We start from the raw sequence: 20,290 nt of genomic DNA, 5'->3' as shown, positions 1-20,290 counted from the left end.
TTAAAATATCCAGGATTGCCTGCGAACAAAATACATGCTTCCATGAAACAACTATCGTTTGCGCCCCCTGCAAATTTGCAACGCTGGTTTTGGGTATTACTGGCCATTAATTGCCTCTTTATTATTGCTACAAAATGGTACATGGCGCCATTGTCGACCGGTGAAATAGTTCGATTCGAACTGGCTAAAGAACTGGCAGTGGCCGAAAGAACAGTTCAGTATTGGGAAACATATGGCAAGTTGAACCATGCCATTATTGGCATTTACATCGATTTTCTTTTTATAGTTTTTTATACGTCGGGGCTGTTGGTTGCCAGTCTTTATTTTGGCCGGTTAAGCGGTCATGAAATATTGATGCGTACCGGCAAGTTTGTGGCCTATTTGTTAATAGTAGCCGGCATATGTGATGTAATTGAAAATATTGCCATGTTAAAAAGCCTGCAGGGTACGCCTACCCGCTGGTCGGTATTGCTGGCATATGACATGGCCACTACCAAATTTTCTATAGTAATTTTGTCGGCGCTGTTTATTGCCATCTGCCTGGTGTTTCGCCTGCTGCGAAAAGTAGTTATTTAAGGATTTCGCTGGTTATTTAATAAACTTTTGTAAATAGGAAATTAGTTTTTCGGTTCTGTGCGTGCGTGTATCACAGGTAATGTGATATTCGGCATCAAAAAATACCGACTGTGGATAAACGTTGTCTTTTACACTATCAACCATCAGATAATGCTGATCTAATACTGATTTCTGAATGAAGTTTAGCCTGTTACCGAATTCCTTATAAATACGTTCTTGCGTAGGAGGAAATGCGAATATTACTTTATGAGTAAGCAAAAAAGGAAAGTATTTGGGAAATACGTCGAGCTTTAATGGCGTATTGTCTATTCCATAATATCTTGGACCCGGTCCTGTTAAATTGCATTGTGAAATGACATCGCCGTTTTTATTCAGACAATTGTAAATGTAGGCAGTGTTGTGGTTTTCGAGTTGGCCTATACCCAATTGGATCTTGGATAAATAAGATTTGATTTCGTATTTAACGTTGCCTATCAATTTCCCATATTCATAATTATACCTGTATAAATTTTCCAAAGTAGCAGTGTCATAATATTCCGGGCTGGTATAAAATTTCCATTCGGGCGAAAATACGATGATATCGTCGCTGGTTAAATTTTGCATAAGAAAGGGTTGAATTTCGGTTAGCCCAAATCCCATGCTATGACCAAGATTTATCGTTTTGATGCCCAGCTTGTGCTCAATCAATTCGGCCGAAAATCCCCATCCAACGGAAGAACCTCCAAATAAGATGATCTTTCTGTTGAGTTTATTTGCCTTGAGTATTTTAAGTTTATCTACAAAAGCAGAATTGTAATTTTTTTGCTGAAAATTTCTGAGTGAAAATTTCAGCAGAAAAAAAGCTGAGAAACTAACCAGGAAGAAAAAGAATATTTTTTTTAATAACGTGCTCATTAGAATTCAAAATAAATGAAGCTAGTTGGTTTTACGTCTAAATAGCCTAAAAAGTTATTGATAATAAAAAATGCCATAACTAACGCAATTAACCAATTTACAACCCGAAAATTAGTTAGTCGTACCACTCTCTCGTTTCTTCTCAACCACCAATCTATAAGCAATAAGGGGATTATGTAAATATAAATTGACAACCCAGGCGGCCTGCGAAGATATTGACCGGGGTCTTGTATTGAGTTAACTATGATCTGTTTACAATATCCGACAGCATTACTTAAGCCATCAATGCGGAAAAATATCCAGGCAAACGTTACGAATAAAAAGGTAGTTAACATTTGCCACAATTCTTTTACGTTTGGAAGCTTTCGGTCATAAGCTACAACCTCGGTAACATTTTTTCGATTTTTATTTAACAACAACAATGGCAGAAAGCCTATGGCATGTATGCCACCCCAAATTATAAAATTCCAGCTCGCACCATGCCAAAAGCCGCTTACTAAAAAGATGATGAACGTATTTCTGACGGCGGTTAGTTTGCCATTTTTTGAGCCACCCAGTGGTATGTATAGATAGTCCCTGAACCAGGAAGAAAGAGATATATGCCATCTTCTCCAAAACTCCGCAATATCGCGTGAAAAGTAAGGGAATCTAAAATTACTTAACAGTTCAAAACCGAATAATTTTGATGTTCCTAATGCAATATCAGAATAACCGCTAAAGTCGCAATAGATCTGAAAGCTGAAGCCTATAGCGCCTACAATAAGGCTATAGGCACTGTGAGAAGGATAATTTTTAAAAATGTCATCAACTGCGATCGCTATACCGTCTGCAATTACCATTTTTTTGAACATTCCCCACAGCATTAACCGGCAACCCTCTACCATCTGGCTATAATTAAATACACGTTTAGTTTGCACCTGTGGCAGCAGGTGATTGGCCCGCTCAATGGGACCGGCTACCAATAGCGGAAAAAAGCAAACGAATACTGCATATTCAAAAAAACTGGCAACTGGCTGTCGTACCCCCCTATAAATATCAAATACATACGACATGCCGTGGAATGTATAGAAGGAAATGCCAACTGGTAATGCTACATTGAGCAATACCGGATTAACGTGTAGACCAATTAGTTCAAAGCCTTGTTGAAATTGTAAAGCAAAAAAATTATAGTATTTAAAAACGGCCAGAATTCCCAGGTTATTTATAACACCCAGCCACAGGAATAATTTTGCCTTGCTTCTGTTCTTGGATGCTACCCCAAAGCCATAAAGAAAGTCTAACAATGTAGAACCTGCTAATAAGATAAGGAACTTCCAACTCCACCAGCCGTAAAAAACATAGCTTGCAACTAATATCAACAGATTTTGTTGTTTTAAATTTCTGTTGAATACAAACCAGTATAAAAGGAAAACTATTGGCAGGAATGCCATGAAGGCAAACGAATTAAAAAGCATCTTTCTCTTTGCTAGGGTTTATTGCAAAAATATTTTGGAGGCCGAAAGTAAAGGATTTTAGTAATATTAATTATTCTAATATACACATGGAACAAAGATAGCATCCATTTTTTTAAATATCTTGTTGATATCATTGTTTTAATAGCCCTGATAACAACCTTATACTTTGATGTAAATTTTCTTTTTATCCATTAAATACACAATCACCCAGTAAAAGGCGATCATACAAATGGCATACAGTAAAGATCCATTTTTCAGATTGTCAGAGACAGGTTTGCATACATGCTGGTAAAACCAGGGCAGGGCACTTGTATATACCTTCCTGCCTTCATCGTCGATATGATCTACCCAACGGAAAAGGGCAATTATGCGGGGTAAAAATCCACTCAGGAAAAAAATGAAGAGGGCGTTCTTGCCAAATACATCGAAAAATCGGCTCCATGCGCCTTTAGCTTCTTTGAATTCAATTAAGAAAATACACAATGAAAGTACCATTATGGCCAGGCCTGTTGTATAAAGTACATAAGAGCTGGTCCATATTTTTTTGTTAATGGGGAACAACATATCCCAGGCATAGCCGGTGAAAATCAAAATACAACCGGCGATCAACAGGTGGGCAAGCATATCGAGGTTCTTGCCTTTTTGCTGAATATAAAAGCCAACAAAGTAACCAAAGATCACCTGAACAATGGCAGGCAACGTACTGGTAATACCTTCGGGATCGAAAGCCACGCCTTCGCCATGATACATATGCGATTCGCCCAGGATGGCTTTGTCGACGCCTACGCCAAAATAGCCATTCATGCTGTATGGGTCGGCGGGATGGCCCAGGAACAGGCATAACATCCAATATGTCATTAATAGTACAAAGGCAGTTACAAATGCGCCGCGTATTTTGAAGAAGTAAATGATAAGTGAAGCAAATAAATAACAGCATGCAATTCGTTGCAGTACGCCAAAAATGCGAATGCCGATTATTGAACCATTTGAGCCTGCATATTCCCATGCTTTAAAAACAAGCCGGTCGTTTTCGTCGTACCGGATAAAAGGCGACCAGTTTAAGAAAAAGCCGATCAGGAATATAAGTGCCGAGCGGGTAAATACTTTTTTAAGAAAGGCGGCAGTACCTGCCGTTTCGAGCCGGGGCATAACAAATGATAATGCGTTGCCAACTGCAAATAAAAAGAAAGGAAAAACAAGGTCGGTAGGGGTACATCCATGCCAGGGAGCATGGGCAAGCGGGGCATATAAATTCGACCAGCTACCGGGGTTGTTAACTAAGATCATTAAAGCTACTGTTGCGCCCCGGAACACATCAAGGGAATAGAAGCGTTTTTCCAAAGTGGTACATTTATATAGGAAAGATAAGGAACCCACAAACAGTAACCAAGATATTGAAAGCGAAGCTGGGCTAACAATGGAAGTTAAATTCATGCGGTTTTTTGCGAACAAATGATAGCGTGGTAAAAAAAACAATATTTATGAAATCATATGCGTTTTTGCCATGATCTTTAACGTTGCCTGAAGTATAGGGAATAGCAAGTTTTCAATATCGTGTAGGTTTTTCTGAAATCCACCATCATAGGGGTATTCACATTTCTTCTGTTTATCATCCGGTTTAATAAATAGGTAAATAATACTTTATGTTTTAAAGCATGTCTAAAGCATATTATTGAAATGATTATTTACCTTGCGCCAATCGCGGGGGAAATTGAGTATGATATTGGTTTTTTACTTTAATGTGTATATTAAATTATTGATAACAGATTGGGACTGAGGAATTGGCATTTTTGATTGAAAAATAAGGGATTAAGATTTTTTGAGGAAGTGTACACACATTAAAAAACACCTATATTTGCACCCGTTCAGTAGGCATTTGCAGGCTTTTGCCGATGGAAGTACCGAAGGGTTAAAACTTCCATGCTTTAGAAATAAAAACATGGAAAGAATTCCTGTGGAAGAACTAATTGTTACGCTAAATATATTTCATAGTGGAAGGGTATAAGGAGAACTTCATTTGAAGTAACTCACTTATGCCCTTTTATTATTGTTTAAACTGAACAAAGGCGATGATTTAACTGGCTGATAGCCATTCGGTTATGGGAGATTTCCTGTGACCGAGGAGGCGAAGCTCTGCCTGGTTTTTGAATAAGCGCTTTGTTGACCATTACTACAGATTAGAAGGCACATTTGTTTTTCCTTGCCTTGTTTTTATGGCTGCACAAACATCAAAAAAATGGTTTGCTGTTTATACCCGACCCCGCTGGGAAAAGAAGGTGCATAAGCTATTGGAAGAAAAAGGAATTGAAAGCTATTGCCCGCTTAATAAAGTTCATCGCAAATGGAGCGATCGTATTAAGATAGTAGATGAGCCGCTGTTTAAATCGTATGTTTTTGTAAAAGTGAATGAAGATGAAAAAACACAGGTGCGGATGACGCAGGGTGTGGTAAACTTTATTTACTGGTTAGGAAAACCTGCTCTCATTAAAGAGAAGGAGATTGACACCATAAAGAAATTCCTGAACGATCATCATGATGTAGAAGTAAGGGCAATTGATATTAAGGAGGGTAAAAAGGTAATGGTGCAAAGCGGGATATTGATGGGCAAGGAAGGTACTGTGAAGAAAGTAATGAATAAGAAGGTGGAAGTGGTTATTGAAAGTATTGGATTTATACTTTCAGCCTATATTGATAAAACGAAGATCATAGTGCTTGAAAAATAGTTATTGGGTTAATAGTACAGCTGTATGAAGAAACTCCGGTTTGCTATTATTGGCTGCGGACGAATAGCCCAACGACATGCAGAACATATAAGTCGCAAAGGGATACTGGCGGCGGTTTGCGACATTGAAAAAGAGAAGGCCGATCAACTTGCAAAAGAGTATGAGGCTATAGCTTATGATAGCTATGAGGAATTGCTAAAAAGCAGTACTGATGTAGACGTGATCTCAATATGTACACCCAACGGTTTGCATGCTGAGCATAGCATTAAAGGATTAAAGGCTGGCTTTCATGTTTTGTGCGAAAAGCCAATGGCACTGAAAACCAGTGATTGCAAAAAAATGATTGAGGCTGCCGAAGCCGCCGGTAAGCGTTTGTTTATTATAAAACAAAATCGCTATAACCCACCGGTGGTTGCTGTAAAGAAGGCACTTGAGGAAGGGCGGCTTGGAAAAGTTTACAGCATTCAGCTCAATTGTTTCTGGAACCGTGGACTACCCTATTATGCCAACTCGTGGAAAGGAACGAAGACGTTAGACGGAGGAACATTGTATACACAGTTCAGCCATTTTATTGACTTGTTGTATTGGATGTTAGGTGACATAACCGAAGTTCGGGCAATGATGCAGAATTACGCGCATGGAAATGCTATTGAATTTGAAGATACAGGAGTTGTACTGTTGAAATTTGCGAATGGCGCCCTGGGCGGCATTAATTACACGGTGAACAGTTACGATAAGAATATGGAAGGTTCATTGACCATTTTTGGCGAGAAGGGTACGGTGAAGATCGGCGGTCAATATTTGAACGAACTGGAATATCAGAACATACAGAACTATACAATTGGCGATTTACCTGCTGGTAATACCGCCAATCAGTATGGCTCTTATCAGGGTTCTATGAGTAATCACGACAAAGTGTATGATAATCTGATTGATGTACTGCAGAATAATGGTACAATAACCACCAGTGCATTAGATGGTTTAAAGACGGTATCGATAATTGAAAAAATTTATTCCGCTGCCATTTAATATGAATCAGCCCATCATTTTATCATCGCAAATACGGGATGTTGTTTTGGGGAAGAATGTAAAACTTGTACAACCTGTTAACCTATACGAATGCAAAATTGGTGATAACTGTTTTGTTGGCCCTTTTGTGGAAATACAAAGTAATGTAGTTGTGGGAGATCGCACCCGGGTGCAGTCACACAGTTTTATTTGTGACGGTGTTAACATTGGGAACGATTGTTTTGTTGGGCACGGTGTAATGTTTGTTAATGATTTGTTTTCAAATGGCGGGCCGGCCGGTGATAGAAATGCCTGGAAGACTACCACAATTGGAAATAATGTTTCAATAGGCTCCAATGTTACTATGTTACCGGTTACTGTATGTGACGGTGCGGTGATAGGGGCCGGGGCCGTGGTAACGAAGGATATTAAAATAAAGGGTGTCTATGCCGGTAACCCGGCGAAGTTGATTCGGCGTTTATAGATTTTATTTAGATTCGTAGAGAATAGTTATTAACCTAGTCATTAATACTTAATAATATGTTGCAATTGCCCGTATCTCGTTTTATACAGGCTTGTATTTTTATGGTAGTTGTAATGTTTATGGGTTCGTGCGCCAGTGCGAAAAAAGCCAGGGAAGAATTGAAATACCTTGACGGAAACCTGAACATCCCAGATAATTTAAAGGTGGCTGTTAAGGAGGTTATCATCCAAAAAGGCGATTTGTTAAGCATCGCAGTATATAGCGATAATTTGGAGGCTACTACAATGTTCAATCCGCAAGGGGCTAAAGCAGGGGGGGGCGTTTCGGGATATCTTGTTGATCAACAGGGCAATATTCGCTTTCCAAATTTAGGTGAATTACATGTGGAGGGTTTAACCAAGCAGCAGTTGATACAAATGATGGATGAAAAGCTCAAGACATATCTTACCAATCCATTTACTGAAGTTCGGTTCATGAATTTTCATGTGAATATTTTGGGCGAAGTGAATAAACCGGGGCCATATTCAATACCGGAGGAAAAATTAACAATACTGGAGCTGGTTGGTTTGGCCGGCGACCTCACTATATATGGCAGAAGGGATAACTTAATTGTTGTAAGGGAAAAGGAAGGTAAACGTGAATTTGGTCAAATCAATTTAAAAGATCCCAAGATTTTCCAGTCACCTTATTTTAATCTTCAGCAAAACGATGTAGTAATGGTGCAGGCGAATGAAAGAAAGCAAACCGGAAGTGATCAACAAATGTATCGGAATCTCACTATATTATCTGCCGTTGCAAGTATTATATCAATCGGTGCAATTGTTTATAACATATTCAATAATTAGACAAACCCAATCCCCCTGTCTGTACAATAAAAACAACGGCAATTACCTTTACATACTTATTAAAAAGCTGTAATGAATCAGAAAGAAAATGAAAATGTAAAAATATCGGTTAGGGATCTTATAATGCGTTATATACGCTACCTGCCGTTAATTGTCATTTCTATAAGTATTGCGTTGATATTTGCTTATGCTTATCTGCGCTATACTACTCCCTTGTACAGCGCGAGGGCAACGCTGTTAATAAAAACAGACAAGTCATCGCCTAAAATGGGTGGAGAATTTGATGAAGTATACTTTTCCGGTGGACGTGGTAATTTAAACAGTGAGGTTGAAGTTTTGATGTCGCTGAGCCTGGCAAAGCGCGTGGCTGCTTCATTAGGGTTACAGAAAAAATCTTATGTAAAAGGTAATATTAAAACTACGCTTAATTATCCTGCCGGTCCGCTTTCGCTGCAGGTAATTAATCTGGCAAGCCCATCTCAGTCGGCCACTTTTGATGTTCACATTGTAAATGATCGTGAGTTTACGCTTGGTCAGGAAGGTGAGAAGAAGTACGCTTTTGGGCAACCGTTTCAATATGCCGGCACTACATTCAGTATTAACAAAAATGATAGCCTGTTCAAAGGAACACAATATAAAGAACAAATTCTTACCTGGGAACCGCTCGAGAGTGCCGCATTTGGTGTATTGGGGGGACTGAGTGTTGCTCCAACAAAAGATCAATCTAACATTTTAGCGATAACGTATTTGAGCCCTGATCCTGTTTTAGCAAAGGATATCATAAATCAGTTGATGAATGAATACAGCAAGCTGAATGTTGAGGATAAAAATCAAACAGCATCGCGTACTATTTCCTTCATTAATGAGCGGTTAAATCTTATTACCCGTGAACTGGGGGATGTGGAAAAGGACTTGCAAAAGTATAAGCAGGAAAACAATGTGATCAATCTTTCTTCCCAATCTGAAATATTTTTGAATAACCAATCAGAGATCGATAAACAGATATCAGAGTTGGAGGTAAAACAACGGATTACCACTTTTCTGCAGGAATATATAGGCGATCAAAAAAACGAGCATGAAATAGTGCCTACCAGTTTGGGTATAGATGATAATACATTAGCAGAGTTGATTACCCAGTATAACCAGTTTCAGTTAAAGCTGGACGCGCAACTAAAAACAACCACGGCAAGCAATGTTACCGTTAAGGTATTAGAGGGGCAACTGGAAAAATTGCGTAGCGACCTCCTGGAGAACCTGAAGAATTTAAAAACTTCACAGGATTTGCAACTAAATTCCATGAAGCAAAAGAACCAGCAGTACAATTCGAAGATCAATTCAGTACCTATAAAGGAAAAGGAATTGCTTGAAATTACCCGCCAGCAGGGCATTAAGCAAAATCTGTATTTATTTTTGCTGCAAAAGCGCGAAGAAACAGCTATCTCTCTCGCTGCAACCGTATCTAATTCACAAATAGTTGATGGCGCTATCGCCAGCGGAGCGCCTGTTAAACCGAGCCCGGGCAGCATAAAATTGATGGCAATTTTCCTTGGGTTGGTAATACCTATTGGCATTATCTATGTCAAGGAATTATTAAACGATAAAGTCGGCAGCAGGCCTGATATTACCAGGATCACTGATGCGCCAATATTTGGTGAGATCGGGCATTCGCAGGATAAAGAAGTGTTGATGGTACGAAAGAATAAACGGGATGTGGTTACCGAGCAATTCAGAATGGTACGTACCAATATTCAATATATGATAAGTAATACCAGTAATCCGGTAATACTGGTAACCAGTACATTTAGTGGAGAAGGAAAATCCTTTGTGAGTATTAATACAGGCGCAGTAATGGCATTGGCGGGAAAGAAAACAGTAGTACTGGAATTTGATATACGCAAACCGAAAATTTCCAAGAGCCTTGATTTATCCCGGGCAAAGGGGATCAGTAACTTTTTGGTAAGTGATATACCTGTTTCGTCGCTGCCTCAGCAGGTGCCGGGAGTAGATAATTTATATATTGTCGCTTGCGGACCTATTCCGCCCAACCCATCGGAGATATTGCTCAATGAAAAAATGAATGAGTTATTCGCATACTTAAAGCAAACATTTGATGTGGTGATCATCGATACTGCACCGGTAGGGTTGGTAAGTGATGCCTATACGCTTGGCAAGTATGCAGATAGTACTTTGTATATTGTACGTATGGGATATACCCTGAAAAAGCAGTTACACTTTATTGAAGAACTGTACAACAAAAATAAACTTCCCAAAATAGGTTTGCTGGTAAATGATATAAAGGCTTCTTCGCATTATTATGGATACGGAAATTATGGAGGTTATGGCTATGGTTATGGCTATGGATACGGCCAGTCGAACGGTTATTATGAATCAGGCTCCAATGGCAATGGCAAAATTGGAAAGTTGTTTAAACGAATCGTGAAATCAAAAAAATAGTTCAATCTCGAGCGTAATTACATGCTAATGGAAAATGATCTGGCCTATAATACCAAACATGGTGCTCCGGCAGGAAAAGAAACGGATTCAAAGAATAATGGTAGTGCAGTAACTGAACAGTGGGATTCTGAAATAAAACCTAATACCAATTTATTTAATTTACATATCAAAGAAGTTTGGCAGTACCGTGACCTGCTGATGTTGCTGGTGCGCCGCGATTTTGTCTCTTTTTATAAGCAAACCATATTTGGACCGCTTTGGTTTTTTATTCAGCCCATTTTCACAACTGTTATTTTCACATTTGTATTTGCGCGAATGGCGGGTATTGGTACTGATGGTGTGCCTGCGCCGCTGTTTTATTTAACCGGTACCATAGCCTGGAATTATTTTGCGGAGTGTCTTACAAAAACCAGTACCGTTTTTAAAGACAATGCCAGTATTTTCGGAAAAGTATATTTCCCCCGGTTAATAATGCCGCTCAGTATTGTATTATCTAACCTGGTAAAGTTTAGCGTGCAGTTTTTATTGTTTGTTGGTATGCTTTTGTGGTTCATGATAATAAAAGGTAAGCCCGTACATCCTAATGAGTTTGTACTTTTATTTCCCATTATCATATTGTTAATGGCGTTGCAGGGCTTAGGATGGGGATTGATTATTACCGCATTAACTAATAAGTACCGCGACCTTGCTTTCTTAGTAACCTTTGGCATACAACTGGCCATGTATGCAACACCTATCATTTACCCATTGTCGACCATTACCGATCCGTTTTATAAAAAAATTCTTACACTCAACCCGCTTACCGGTCTTATTGAAACGTTTAGATATGGATTTCTCAATAAAGGCCAGTTTTATTCATTTGCTTTTGCGTATAGTGTTATAGTTTCTTTAGTCGTTTTATTACTAGGTATATTTATTTTTAATAAGGTCGAGAAAAACTTTGTGGATACTGTTTAATATTGAACATTAATGGCAATAGCGATAAAAGCAGAAAATCTTTCCAAAGCCTATCAATTAGGAGAGTTCAGTACAGGTACTTTGTCAAGGGATATTGAAAGAGCCTGGTATAAACTAAGAGGTAAGGAAGATCCGTTTTTAAAAATTGGTGAAACCAACGACAGAACCACCAAAGGTGCAAGTGATATTGTTTGGAGTTTAAAAGATGTAAATTTTGAAATACAGCAAGGTGATGCCGTAGGAATTGTGGGACGCAACGGTGCGGGAAAAAGCACACTACTGAAAGTATTAAGCAGGGTTACTTCCCCTACAACAGGATCTGTAAAATTGAAAGGCAGAATTGCGAGTTTGCTGGAAGTGGGTACTGGTTTTCATCCTGAATTAACGGGGCGTGAAAATATTTTTCTGAACGGGGCGATCCTCGGCATGCGTAAACATGAAATTAAAAGGAAGTTTGACGAGATTGTTGATTTTGCCGGAGTGGAGCGATACATCGATACGCCTGTAAAAAGGTACTCTTCGGGCATGTATGTTCGATTGGCTTTTGCTGTTGCCGCATTTTTGGAGCCGGAAATATTAGTGGTAGATGAAGTTCTGGCGGTTGGCGACGCCGAATTCCAAAAAAAGTGCCTGGGGAGAATGCAGGATGTGAGTGTAAATGACGGTAGAACGGTATTGTTCGTAAGCCATAACATGGGTGCAGTAGCTAACTTATGTAATAAGGCAATTTTTCTTAGAAATGGTACTATGCACAGCATGGGTGCAACCAGCAAGATTATCGAAGAATACATTTCTTTTGGAAAGCAGAATACAGGTGAAATATCTGAAAGTGATATAGAGTATACAAGGTCTTGTGAATCTGCGTATTTCAATACCATCCGAATTATTTCGAAAAATGAAATAACCGGGAACATTGACAGTAAGGATGAAATTAAAATTGAGCTTGATTACACAGTTACACGTGAAAATGCTCTGGTATATCCAAGCATTCATATCCTTGACAATATGGGTACATGTATTTTAGCCTCTTTTACTGGACCTTCTGCAACTACAACAGTTGATAAATACTTTGGTAAACCACTTAAAAAAGGGCGATATAAATCGACTATGGTTGTTCCCGCCAATTTTTTAAATGATAAAACTTATCGCATAAGCGCCTTTTTAGTTCCGGAGAATAGTCAGGACTTAGCGATAGCGCAGGACGTACTGATGTTTAGCGTTACCGACACTGGCGATATGCGTAAAGAATTTACCGGAGAATGGATAGGCTTGATAAGGCCGAAACTGGAATGGAATACGCAATTTTTAAATGCATAGAATTATATGAAAGTAGTAATACTCGCGGGTGGATTGGGGACCAGGATTTCTGAAGAGACTGTTCTTAAACCTAAACCTATGGTAGAAATTGGAGGAATGCCTATACTATGGCATATTATGAAAATTTACTCCGCCCACGGGTTTAATGATTTTGTTATTTGTCTTGGCTACAAAGGCTACGTAATAAAAGAATACTTCGCCAATTATTTTTTACACAAATCTGATGTAACCATTGACCTGTCGAACAATTCGGTGCATGTACATGATTCACAAGCTGAGCCCTGGAAAATTACTTTGGTGGATACGGGTGTCAATTCCATGACCGGTGGCAGAATAAAACGTATTCAGCCACATGTAAACAATGAACCATTCTTTCTTACCTATGGCGATGGCGTAAGCGATATCAATGTAAAAAGCTTGCTTGATTTTCATAAAAAGCATAAAAAATTCTGCACTGTAACTTCAGTGCAGCCTTCGGGCAGATTTGGCGCCCTGACACTTTCAGACAATAACCAGGTGCATTCCTTTTTTGAAAAACCAAAAGGCGATGGGTCCTGGATAAATGGCGGCTTCTTTGTGTGTGAGCCGGAAATTTTTAATTACATCAAAGGCGATGATACTGTGTGGGAAAAAGAACCCATGGAACAAATTGCACATGAAGGACAAATGTATGCCTATAAACATAGTGGGTTCTGGCGTCCGATGGATACCCTGAAAGATAAAAATGATTTGAGTGAAATGTGGGAAACCAATCATGCGCCTTGGAAAATCTGGTAACTATGAATAAAACGCTGTTACATCAAACTTATAATGGTAAAAAGGTTTTTTTAACCGGCCATACTGGTTTTAAAGGCGCCTGGCTTTTAAAAGTTTTGAAGTTAATTGGTGCAGAAGTTAAAGGGTATTCGCTTGAACCTGAAAACAAGTTTGATCTTTACCATCTGATAGGTGGCGATCATTTGTGTGAGTCAGTAATTGATGATGTTCGCAACAGGAAAAGGTTGAAGGAGGAAGTGCTTTCTTTTCAACCTGATTTTATATTTCATTTGGCCGCACAACCCCTCGTGAGACTATCTTATGAGATTCCATCTGAAACCTTTGAAGTAAATGCAATAGGTACGGCCAATTTGCTTGATGCTGCAAAAGACCTGGAAAAACCTTGTTCTATTGTATTAATAACAACAGATAAAGTATATCATAACAACGAGTGGCATCACCCATACCGGGAAGGAGACAGGCTGGGCGGATATGATCCCTATAGCGCCAGCAAGGCCTGTGCAGAACTGGTGATAGATTCATACCGTAACTCGTTCTTCAATCTTAACAAGTACAACCAGCATAAAAAAGGTATAGCTGTTGGCCGCGCCGGTAACGTAATAGGCGGGGGCGACTGGGCCAAAGACAGACTATTACCTGATATTGCCAGAGCCCTGGGCAACGAAAAAACCATCATCATAAGAAATCCTTCATCAGTACGGCCATGGCAACATGTGCTTGAGCCTATTATGGGATATCTCTTACTGGGATCGAAACTGGCGGAAAACCCACTGGTGTATTCTCAGGCATATAATTTTGGTCCGTACACAAACGACGCGCTGCCAGTTGAGCAAATGGTAAAGATCGCTATCCAAAGTTGGGGAGGTGGTGAATATGAAAGTTTGGCAACGGGCAGCGAATTGCATGAAGCCGGTTTGCTGAAATTAGATATAAGTAAGGCATATGCCGAATTAAAGTGGACGCCTAAGATGAATGCTTACCAGGCCGTTCAACTTACTATGGATTGGTATAAACAATATTTTGAAGACGCTGCTGCTATTATAGAAAAAACAGACGCACAGATACATTCTTTTATTTCAGTTACAGAAGCGATTATCTAGACTTGATACAAAGGGAATCAATAATAACAGCCGACCTTCAATACATAACTGATCATACAGGTCATTTGTGGCCTTTGCTTAAAGGAAAAACAGTTTTTGTAACAGGAGGTACCGGCTTCTTTGGTATATGGCTGTTAAAAAGTTTCTTATTTGCCAATGCCAGGTTACAATTGCAGGCAAAGCTGGTAATACTAACCCGCTCGGCCGACAGTTTTCTCTCAAAATTTCCCGAATTAAAAGATCAAAAAGAGCTCCAATTTATCGTTGGAGATGTCAGGAGTTTTGAGTTCCCGCCAATGGAAGTGCATTACATTATACATGCAGCTTCAGAAACAAACATAAACCTGCACATAGAAAAGCCGCTTGAAATGCTTGACATCATTGTGCAGGGCACCAGGCACGTGCTCGACTTTGCTGCTTATTGTAAAGCCAAAGCTGTTTTATTTACAAGCTCGGGTGCCGTGTACGGAAAACAACCTTCAGACATTTCTCACCTTGAAGAAACATTCAATGGTGCTCCACAAACACATGATGCAGGAGCTACTTATGCTGAAGGTAAAAGAATGGCTGAACTTCTGAGTTCGTTGTATCATAAACAATATAACCTGGATGTTAAAATAGCCAGGTGTTTTGCATTTGTAGGCCCCTATTTGCCGCTGGATGGTAGTTTTGCAATAGGCAATTTTATAAAGAATGTTATTGAGCAAAATGACATTCTTATTAAAGGAGATGGAACCCCCGTACGATCTTACTTGTATGCGGCAGACCTGTGTATATGGCTTTGGACCATTTTGTTGAAAGGAAAGATTGCCTGTCCATACAACGTAGGTTCAGATGATGCCCACTCATTGCGGGATATAGCAGCCCTGGTGGCTGAACATGGCAATAACAGCGTGCATGTTCAGCATGGTAATACTGCGTCTTTAACCGGAACAAATCGTTACGTTCCTTCAATAGAAAAGGCAAAGAATGAGTTGGGCCTGGAAGTAGGTATCACGCTTGAGAAAGCCATTCAACAAACTGTTGAATTTTACAGGTTAACTAATTAAGGCAATCAATTGCCATTATTCGATAAAAAACAATATGAAAGTCTCTGATTACATAGCCTATTTTATCGAGCGAAAAGGTATTGAATATATTTTTGAATTGTCTGGCGGAATGATCACCCATTTACTGGATTCCATTGGACAAAAAACAAAAGTTCATATCATTACCATGCACCACGAGCAGGGTGCATCATTTGCTGCAGATGCTTATGGCAGAATAACAGGATTGCCTGGTATTGCACTTGCCACCAGCGGTCCCGGCGCTACCAACCTGTTAACGGGAATTGGTAGTTGTTATTTCGACTCTATACCTGCCATTTTTATAACCGGGCAGGTTAACCGTCACGAACAAAAGGGCGATAGACCAATACGGCAACTGGGTTTTCAGGAAACCGATATTGTAGCGATGGCCAGGCCGATAACAAAAGCCGCTTATCTGGTGAAAGATGAGCATCAGATCCCTGCCATTTTAGAAGAAGCATTTAAACTTGCAACGGAAGGAAGACCCGGGCCTGTGTTGATCGATATCCCAATGGATGTGCAGCGATGCCAGATAGAAGCGCCGGAGATAACGAAGAAAGACAAAACGCCCACTGTATTAAATGCCACAGACCTTGATAAAATAACAGAAGCCATTCAGCAGGCAAAAAGACCTTTGTTGTTGGTAGGGCGCGGCGTTAGGGCAGGATTTGCGATAGAAGAGATGCGTGCGTTTATTGCAAAAACCCAAATACCGGTAGTAACCTCATTGTTGGCCGTAGATGCTATAGAATATGATCATCCTTTTCGGATTGGCTTCATTGGCAGTTATGGAAACAGGTGGGCGAATATTGCATTGGGTGAAAGTGATCTGCTTATTGTTGCCGGAAGCAGATTAGATATCAGGCAAACCGGCGCAGACGCAAAGTATTTTGAGTCAAAGACAATTTTCCATATTGATTGTGACCCTGGCGAAATTAACAATAGGATTAAAGGCTGCCATCCGGTAGTGGCTGATGTAAAAGATTTCTTTGTTTCATTCTGTAAACATTCAAGTGAAGTTAGTTTTACAAAAAAAACAGAGTGGTTCGAAAAGATCTGGGAGTTAAAAGATAAATGGCCCGATACAAAAGAGTTGTCTGTAAGTACGATCAATCCTAATAAATTTAATCACCTGCTGTCAAAAAATAGCGACAAAGCAGGTGCGTATCTGGTTGATGTGGGAAGTCATCAAATGTGGGCTGCTCAGTCAATAGAAGTTACCAAAGACCAGTTGTTCCTGACTTCGGCTGGTATGGGCGCTATGGGCTTTGCTTTGCCGGCAAGCATTGGTGCGTCATTCGCACTTGGAGTAAAGCCGGTTGTAACAATAGTGGGCGATGGTTGCATGCAAATCAACATCCAGGAGTTACAAACAATTGTTCGCAATCAACTGCCTGTAAAAATTGTGGTAATGAACAATAAGAACCTGGGAATGATCAGGCAGTTCCAGGATAGCTATTTTGAATCGAGGTACCAGTCTACTTATTGGGGTTATAGTGCGCCTGACTTTCAAAAAGTGGCCGAAGGATATGGTATAAGTGCAAAAACAGTTTCAGATGAACATGAAATAGAAGATGCTATAAAGTGGATGTGGAATGATGCAAATGCCAGTAAGCCGGTATTGTTGCAGGTGATGATTGATCCACATACTAATACCTACCCTAAAATTGCGTTTGGAAAACCCATTACAGAAATGGAACCGTTTTCGAAACCGATTGATATGGAAGGAACTTAAAGGGATATAAAAAGTTTTGATTAAGAAATAACATACAATGTCGTCAACCATTCAAAGTTCAATACTAACACAAGAGGCTCAGGAAAAGCTAAGGCAGAAATTACAACGGCAAATTATTCCTGGCGAACACTATATACCTGTAACAGGAAAGATCATTGATGAGCAAGACATTATGATGGGAGTAGAATCTGTGCTGGATGCATGGCTAACTGCCGGAAGATTTGCCACACAATTTGAAAGAGAGCTTGCCCGCTTTTTTGGGTCGCGGTTCTCCTTGCTGGTTAACTCCGGTTCATCTGCAAACCTGTTGGCTTTTTATACATTAACCTCGCCCAAACTGGGTGATCGGGCATTGAAGCCTGGCGATGAAGTTATTTCAGTAGCTGCCGGATTTCCTACAACAGTAAACCCCATCATTCAATTTGGTTGTGTTCCTGTTTTTCTTGACATAGATATTCCCACTTATAATATCAAGGCCGAAGAAATTGAATCTGCCATCACACCTAAAACGAAGGCCATTTTTATAGCGCATACTTTAGGAAATCCATTCAATTTAGATATAGTGATGGAGGTGGCCAAGAAACACAACCTGTGGGTGATTGAGGATGATTGCGATTCATTAGGCGCTACTTACAAAGGCAAAAAAACAGGCTCGTTTGGAGATCTTGCTACCGTTTCATTTTACCCTGCGCATCATATAACCATGGGTGAAGGTGGCGCGGTATTGATCAACAATGCCAAATTGAAAAAAATAGCTGAAAGCTTCAGAGATTGGGGCCGCGATTGCTGGTGTGAACCTGGTAAGGACAATACATGTGGTGAACGTTTTTGCCAGCAGGTGGGTGATATGCCATTTGGTTATGATCATAAATATACGTACTCACATATAGGCTTTAACTTAAAAGCTACCGATATGCAGGCTGCGATCGGTGTGAGCCAGTTAAAAAAAGTAGATCATTTCATCGCCCGCCGCCGTGAAAACTTTGAGATGTTACGTAATAAGTTAAAGCCCTTTGAAGAGCATTTTATTCTTCCCGAGGCAACGCCTAATTCAGACCCAAGTTGGTTTGGATTTCTTATTACTATCCGCGACGGAGCTAAAATAAACAGGAATGAACTGGTACAGCATCTGGAAGCCAATAAGATTGGCACAAGGTTGTTGTTTGGTGGCAATTTGATTAAACAAGCGGCTTATAAAAATTCCAGATATAGAATATTAAATACGCTTGACAATACCGATAAGGTAATGAACGACGCGTTTTGGCTAGGTGTATGGCCGGGATTGCAGGAAGAGCATTATGATTATATGCAGGAGCAGATAGATACTTTTTTAAAAGCAAAATAACCAGCAACGTTATCAACAGAAATTTGAATGGAGCCCTTATTAACTATAGCAATCCCAACTTACAATAGGTGTACGTTTTTAGAAAGGTCTCTTTATTATCTACTGGGCCAAATTAATGATGCCGGAGGGAAGGTCGAAATAATCATATCTGATAACTGTTCTTCCGATGCAACTACTGAAGTTGTAAATAAATACATACAACAGGGTCTTGTCATTTCGTATATTAAAAACGAAACAAATATTGGCGTAGATAAAAATATTGTACAATGTTATGAGCGTGCAAAGGGAAGATTTGTATGGATAATGGGGGACGACGATTATTTGGTTCCGGGTAGCTTACCGCAGATAATAGAGATTCTGACACAAAACCCTACTGTGGGAATTTGTTATATCCGCAGTAAGTGGATGCTTAATCCTGACGAATATACGCCTGCACCCGTATCCAAACTCAATTGGAGTGAGGATACTAACAATTCAGCGTTCCTGGGCAAAGTTCATTACTGGATTACTTTTATTACTGGTAACATTGTAAACAAAGCAGTTGTTACAGATCTGAATATTAATAGTTCAAAATTTTTAGATACAAATCTGGTTCAACTTGGCTGGACCATACCCGCCCTTTTTCATGCTGAAAAAAATATCATTATTGATAATGAGTTGTTGATCTGCCAGGGAAATAATACTGGTGGGTATAGTCTTGTAAAAGTTTTTGCACACAATTTCAATCGCATAATGAATGACTTTGTAAAACAGGGTTATAATAAGCAGTTGAAGACTATTGTAAATACCAATTTATTAGACAGTTTTTTTGTATACTATTATAACAACGTTACTGTTTTTAAAATGAACAGCGTTGTGTTTTTATATGAAATGGGAAAAAGTTTTTGGAGGTATCCTATTTTTTGGAGAAAATATGTTTTAAATAAAAAATGGGCATTAAGTCTTTTTTCATAAAGCAAATCGCAAAACTTGTATATCGGATTGTGCACCATCCGGCTTATGTGAAGCTTGAGAAAGAGGAGATCGATAAACTAAGGCGATCATTTAAGTCATTTGGCGACCCTTATTTTATAATGGAGCCTTATATGATAAAGAAGCCGCAGTATATAAGTATAGGAAGTAATTTCAGTGCTTTATTTAACCTGAGGTTAGAAGCATGGGATGAATATGAAGGTCAGAAATTCAAGCCCGAATTGATTATTGGTGATAATGTGTGTTTCAATTCTGATTGCCACATTGGATGCATCAATAAAGTCACAATAGGTAACAACGTGTTGTTAGCAAGCCGTGTTTATATTTCAGATCATTTTCATGGAGAAATCAATGAAGAGTTAAAAATGATACCACCGACGAAAAGAAAGCTATTTTCTAAAGGGCCTGTAATAATAGAAGATAATGTTTGGATTGGGGAAGGTGTATGTATTATGCCTGATGTTACCATTGGTAAAAATTCTATTATAGGCGCAAATGCCGTGGTTACAAAAAGCGTTCCTCCAAATAGCGTAATTGCCGGCATTCCGGCTAAAATTTTGAAATCATTATAAAACCCCTGCT

At 39.4% G+C, this 20,290-nt stretch carries 18 protein-coding genes; 15 read left to right on the top strand and 3 right to left on the bottom strand.

Translation table 11 applies throughout. The features are described from left to right. Positions 1 to 42: 42 nt before the first annotated feature. The gene (locus GGD38_RS34395) at positions 43 to 576 is read left to right on the top strand and encodes a hypothetical protein (protein ID WP_375297905.1); all 534 of its coding nucleotides are present in this window, start codon (positions 43 to 45) and stop codon (positions 574 to 576) included. A gap of 12 nt (positions 577 to 588) precedes the next feature. Here GGD38_RS34395 and GGD38_RS34390 read toward each other — a convergent pair whose 3' ends face one another. The 3 genes from GGD38_RS34390 to GGD38_RS34380 form a co-directional block, all read right to left on the bottom strand. Beyond that, positions 589 to 1,470 (bottom strand): hypothetical protein, encoded by an 882-nt coding sequence (locus tag GGD38_RS34390; protein ID WP_375297906.1) that lies wholly within the window; start codon positions 1,468 to 1,470, stop codon positions 589 to 591. Further along, positions 1,470 to 2,828 carry an MBOAT family O-acyltransferase gene (locus tag GGD38_RS34385; protein WP_375297907.1) on the bottom strand — a complete coding sequence of 453 codons (1,359 nt, stop codon included), beginning with the start codon at positions 2,826 to 2,828 and terminating at the stop codon, positions 1,470 to 1,472. The genes GGD38_RS34390 and GGD38_RS34385 overlap by 1 nt, the downstream gene beginning before the upstream one ends. Positions 2,829 to 3,083: 255 nt before the next feature. Continuing rightward, positions 3,084 to 4,265, bottom strand: a complete 1,182-nt coding sequence (locus GGD38_RS34380) for an acyltransferase family protein (protein WP_375297908.1) — start codon at positions 4,263 to 4,265, stop codon at positions 3,084 to 3,086. Positions 4,266 to 5,137: 872 nt separating this feature from the next. On the opposite strand from GGD38_RS34380, the gene GGD38_RS34375 reads away from it, so the two are divergent. The 14 genes from GGD38_RS34375 to GGD38_RS34310 all read left to right on the top strand — a co-directional run bounded on the left by GGD38_RS34375 (position 5,138) and on the right by GGD38_RS34310 (position 20,280). Continuing rightward, on the top strand, positions 5,138 to 5,647 hold the full coding sequence (locus tag GGD38_RS34375; RefSeq protein ID WP_375297909.1) for a UpxY family transcription antiterminator: 510 nt from the start codon (positions 5,138 to 5,140) through the stop codon (positions 5,645 to 5,647). A 24-nt stretch (positions 5,648 to 5,671) separates the two neighbouring features. Beyond that, entirely contained in the window at positions 5,672 to 6,676 is a 1,005-nt protein-coding gene (locus GGD38_RS34370; RefSeq protein ID WP_375297910.1) for a Gfo/Idh/MocA family protein, read from the top strand. 1 nt (position 6,677) lies between these two features. Continuing rightward, on the top strand, positions 6,678 to 7,139 hold the full coding sequence (locus GGD38_RS34365; RefSeq protein ID WP_375297911.1) for an acyltransferase: 462 nt from the start codon (positions 6,678 to 6,680) through the stop codon (positions 7,137 to 7,139). Positions 7,140 to 7,195: 56 nt separating this feature from the next. Beyond that, entirely contained in the window at positions 7,196 to 7,984 is a 789-nt protein-coding gene (locus GGD38_RS34360) for a polysaccharide biosynthesis/export family protein (RefSeq protein WP_375297912.1), read from the top strand. A 72-nt stretch (positions 7,985 to 8,056) separates the two neighbouring features. Next, positions 8,057 to 10,438, top strand: a complete 2,382-nt coding sequence (locus GGD38_RS34355; RefSeq protein ID WP_375297913.1) for a GumC family protein — start codon at positions 8,057 to 8,059, stop codon at positions 10,436 to 10,438. A 27-nt stretch (positions 10,439 to 10,465) separates the two neighbouring features. Continuing rightward, the gene (locus tag GGD38_RS34350) at positions 10,466 to 11,395 is read left to right on the top strand and encodes an ABC transporter permease (protein ID WP_375297914.1); all 930 of its coding nucleotides are present in this window, start codon (positions 10,466 to 10,468) and stop codon (positions 11,393 to 11,395) included. A gap of 12 nt (positions 11,396 to 11,407) precedes the next feature. Beyond that, positions 11,408 to 12,712 (top strand): polysaccharide ABC transporter ATP-binding protein, encoded by a 1,305-nt coding sequence (locus tag GGD38_RS34345; protein WP_375297915.1) that lies wholly within the window; start codon positions 11,408 to 11,410, stop codon positions 12,710 to 12,712. 6 nt (positions 12,713 to 12,718) lie between these two features. Further along, on the top strand, positions 12,719 to 13,489 hold the full coding sequence (rfbF, locus tag GGD38_RS34340; RefSeq protein ID WP_375297916.1) for a glucose-1-phosphate cytidylyltransferase: 771 nt from the start codon (positions 12,719 to 12,721) through the stop codon (positions 13,487 to 13,489). 2 nt (positions 13,490 to 13,491) lie between these two features. Then, the gene (gene rfbG, locus GGD38_RS34335) at positions 13,492 to 14,589 is read left to right on the top strand and encodes a CDP-glucose 4,6-dehydratase (RefSeq protein WP_375297917.1); all 1,098 of its coding nucleotides are present in this window, start codon (positions 13,492 to 13,494) and stop codon (positions 14,587 to 14,589) included. 2 nt (positions 14,590 to 14,591) lie between these two features. Next, complete coding sequence (locus GGD38_RS34330; protein WP_375297918.1) at positions 14,592 to 15,638, top strand: NAD-dependent epimerase/dehydratase family protein; 1,047 nt, start codon at positions 14,592 to 14,594, stop codon at positions 15,636 to 15,638. A 34-nt stretch (positions 15,639 to 15,672) separates the two neighbouring features. Beyond that, complete coding sequence (locus tag GGD38_RS34325; RefSeq protein ID WP_375297919.1) at positions 15,673 to 17,391, top strand: thiamine pyrophosphate-binding protein; 1,719 nt, start codon at positions 15,673 to 15,675, stop codon at positions 17,389 to 17,391. A 37-nt stretch (positions 17,392 to 17,428) separates the two neighbouring features. Next, a complete protein-coding gene (gene rfbH / locus GGD38_RS34320) occupies positions 17,429 to 18,736 on the top strand; it encodes a lipopolysaccharide biosynthesis protein RfbH (protein WP_375297920.1) in 1,308 nt (435 codons plus the stop codon). A gap of 27 nt (positions 18,737 to 18,763) precedes the next feature. Continuing rightward, entirely contained in the window at positions 18,764 to 19,690 is a 927-nt protein-coding gene (locus tag GGD38_RS34315; RefSeq protein WP_375297921.1) for a glycosyltransferase family 2 protein, read from the top strand. Next, positions 19,666 to 20,280: an acyltransferase gene (locus tag GGD38_RS34310; protein ID WP_375297922.1), complete on the top strand. Its 615-nt coding sequence runs from the start codon at positions 19,666 to 19,668 to the stop codon at positions 20,278 to 20,280. Before GGD38_RS34315 ends, GGD38_RS34310 begins: the two co-directional genes overlap by 25 nt. Positions 20,281 to 20,290 lie beyond the last annotated feature (10 nt).

The sequence above is a fragment of the Niastella sp. OAS944 genome, assembly GCA_024809215.1.
GTDB lineage: Bacteria > Bacteroidota > Bacteroidia > Chitinophagales > Chitinophagaceae > Niastella.
Note: the sequence above shows the minus strand (reverse complement) of the source record. Positions and strands in the feature narration are given on the sequence as shown.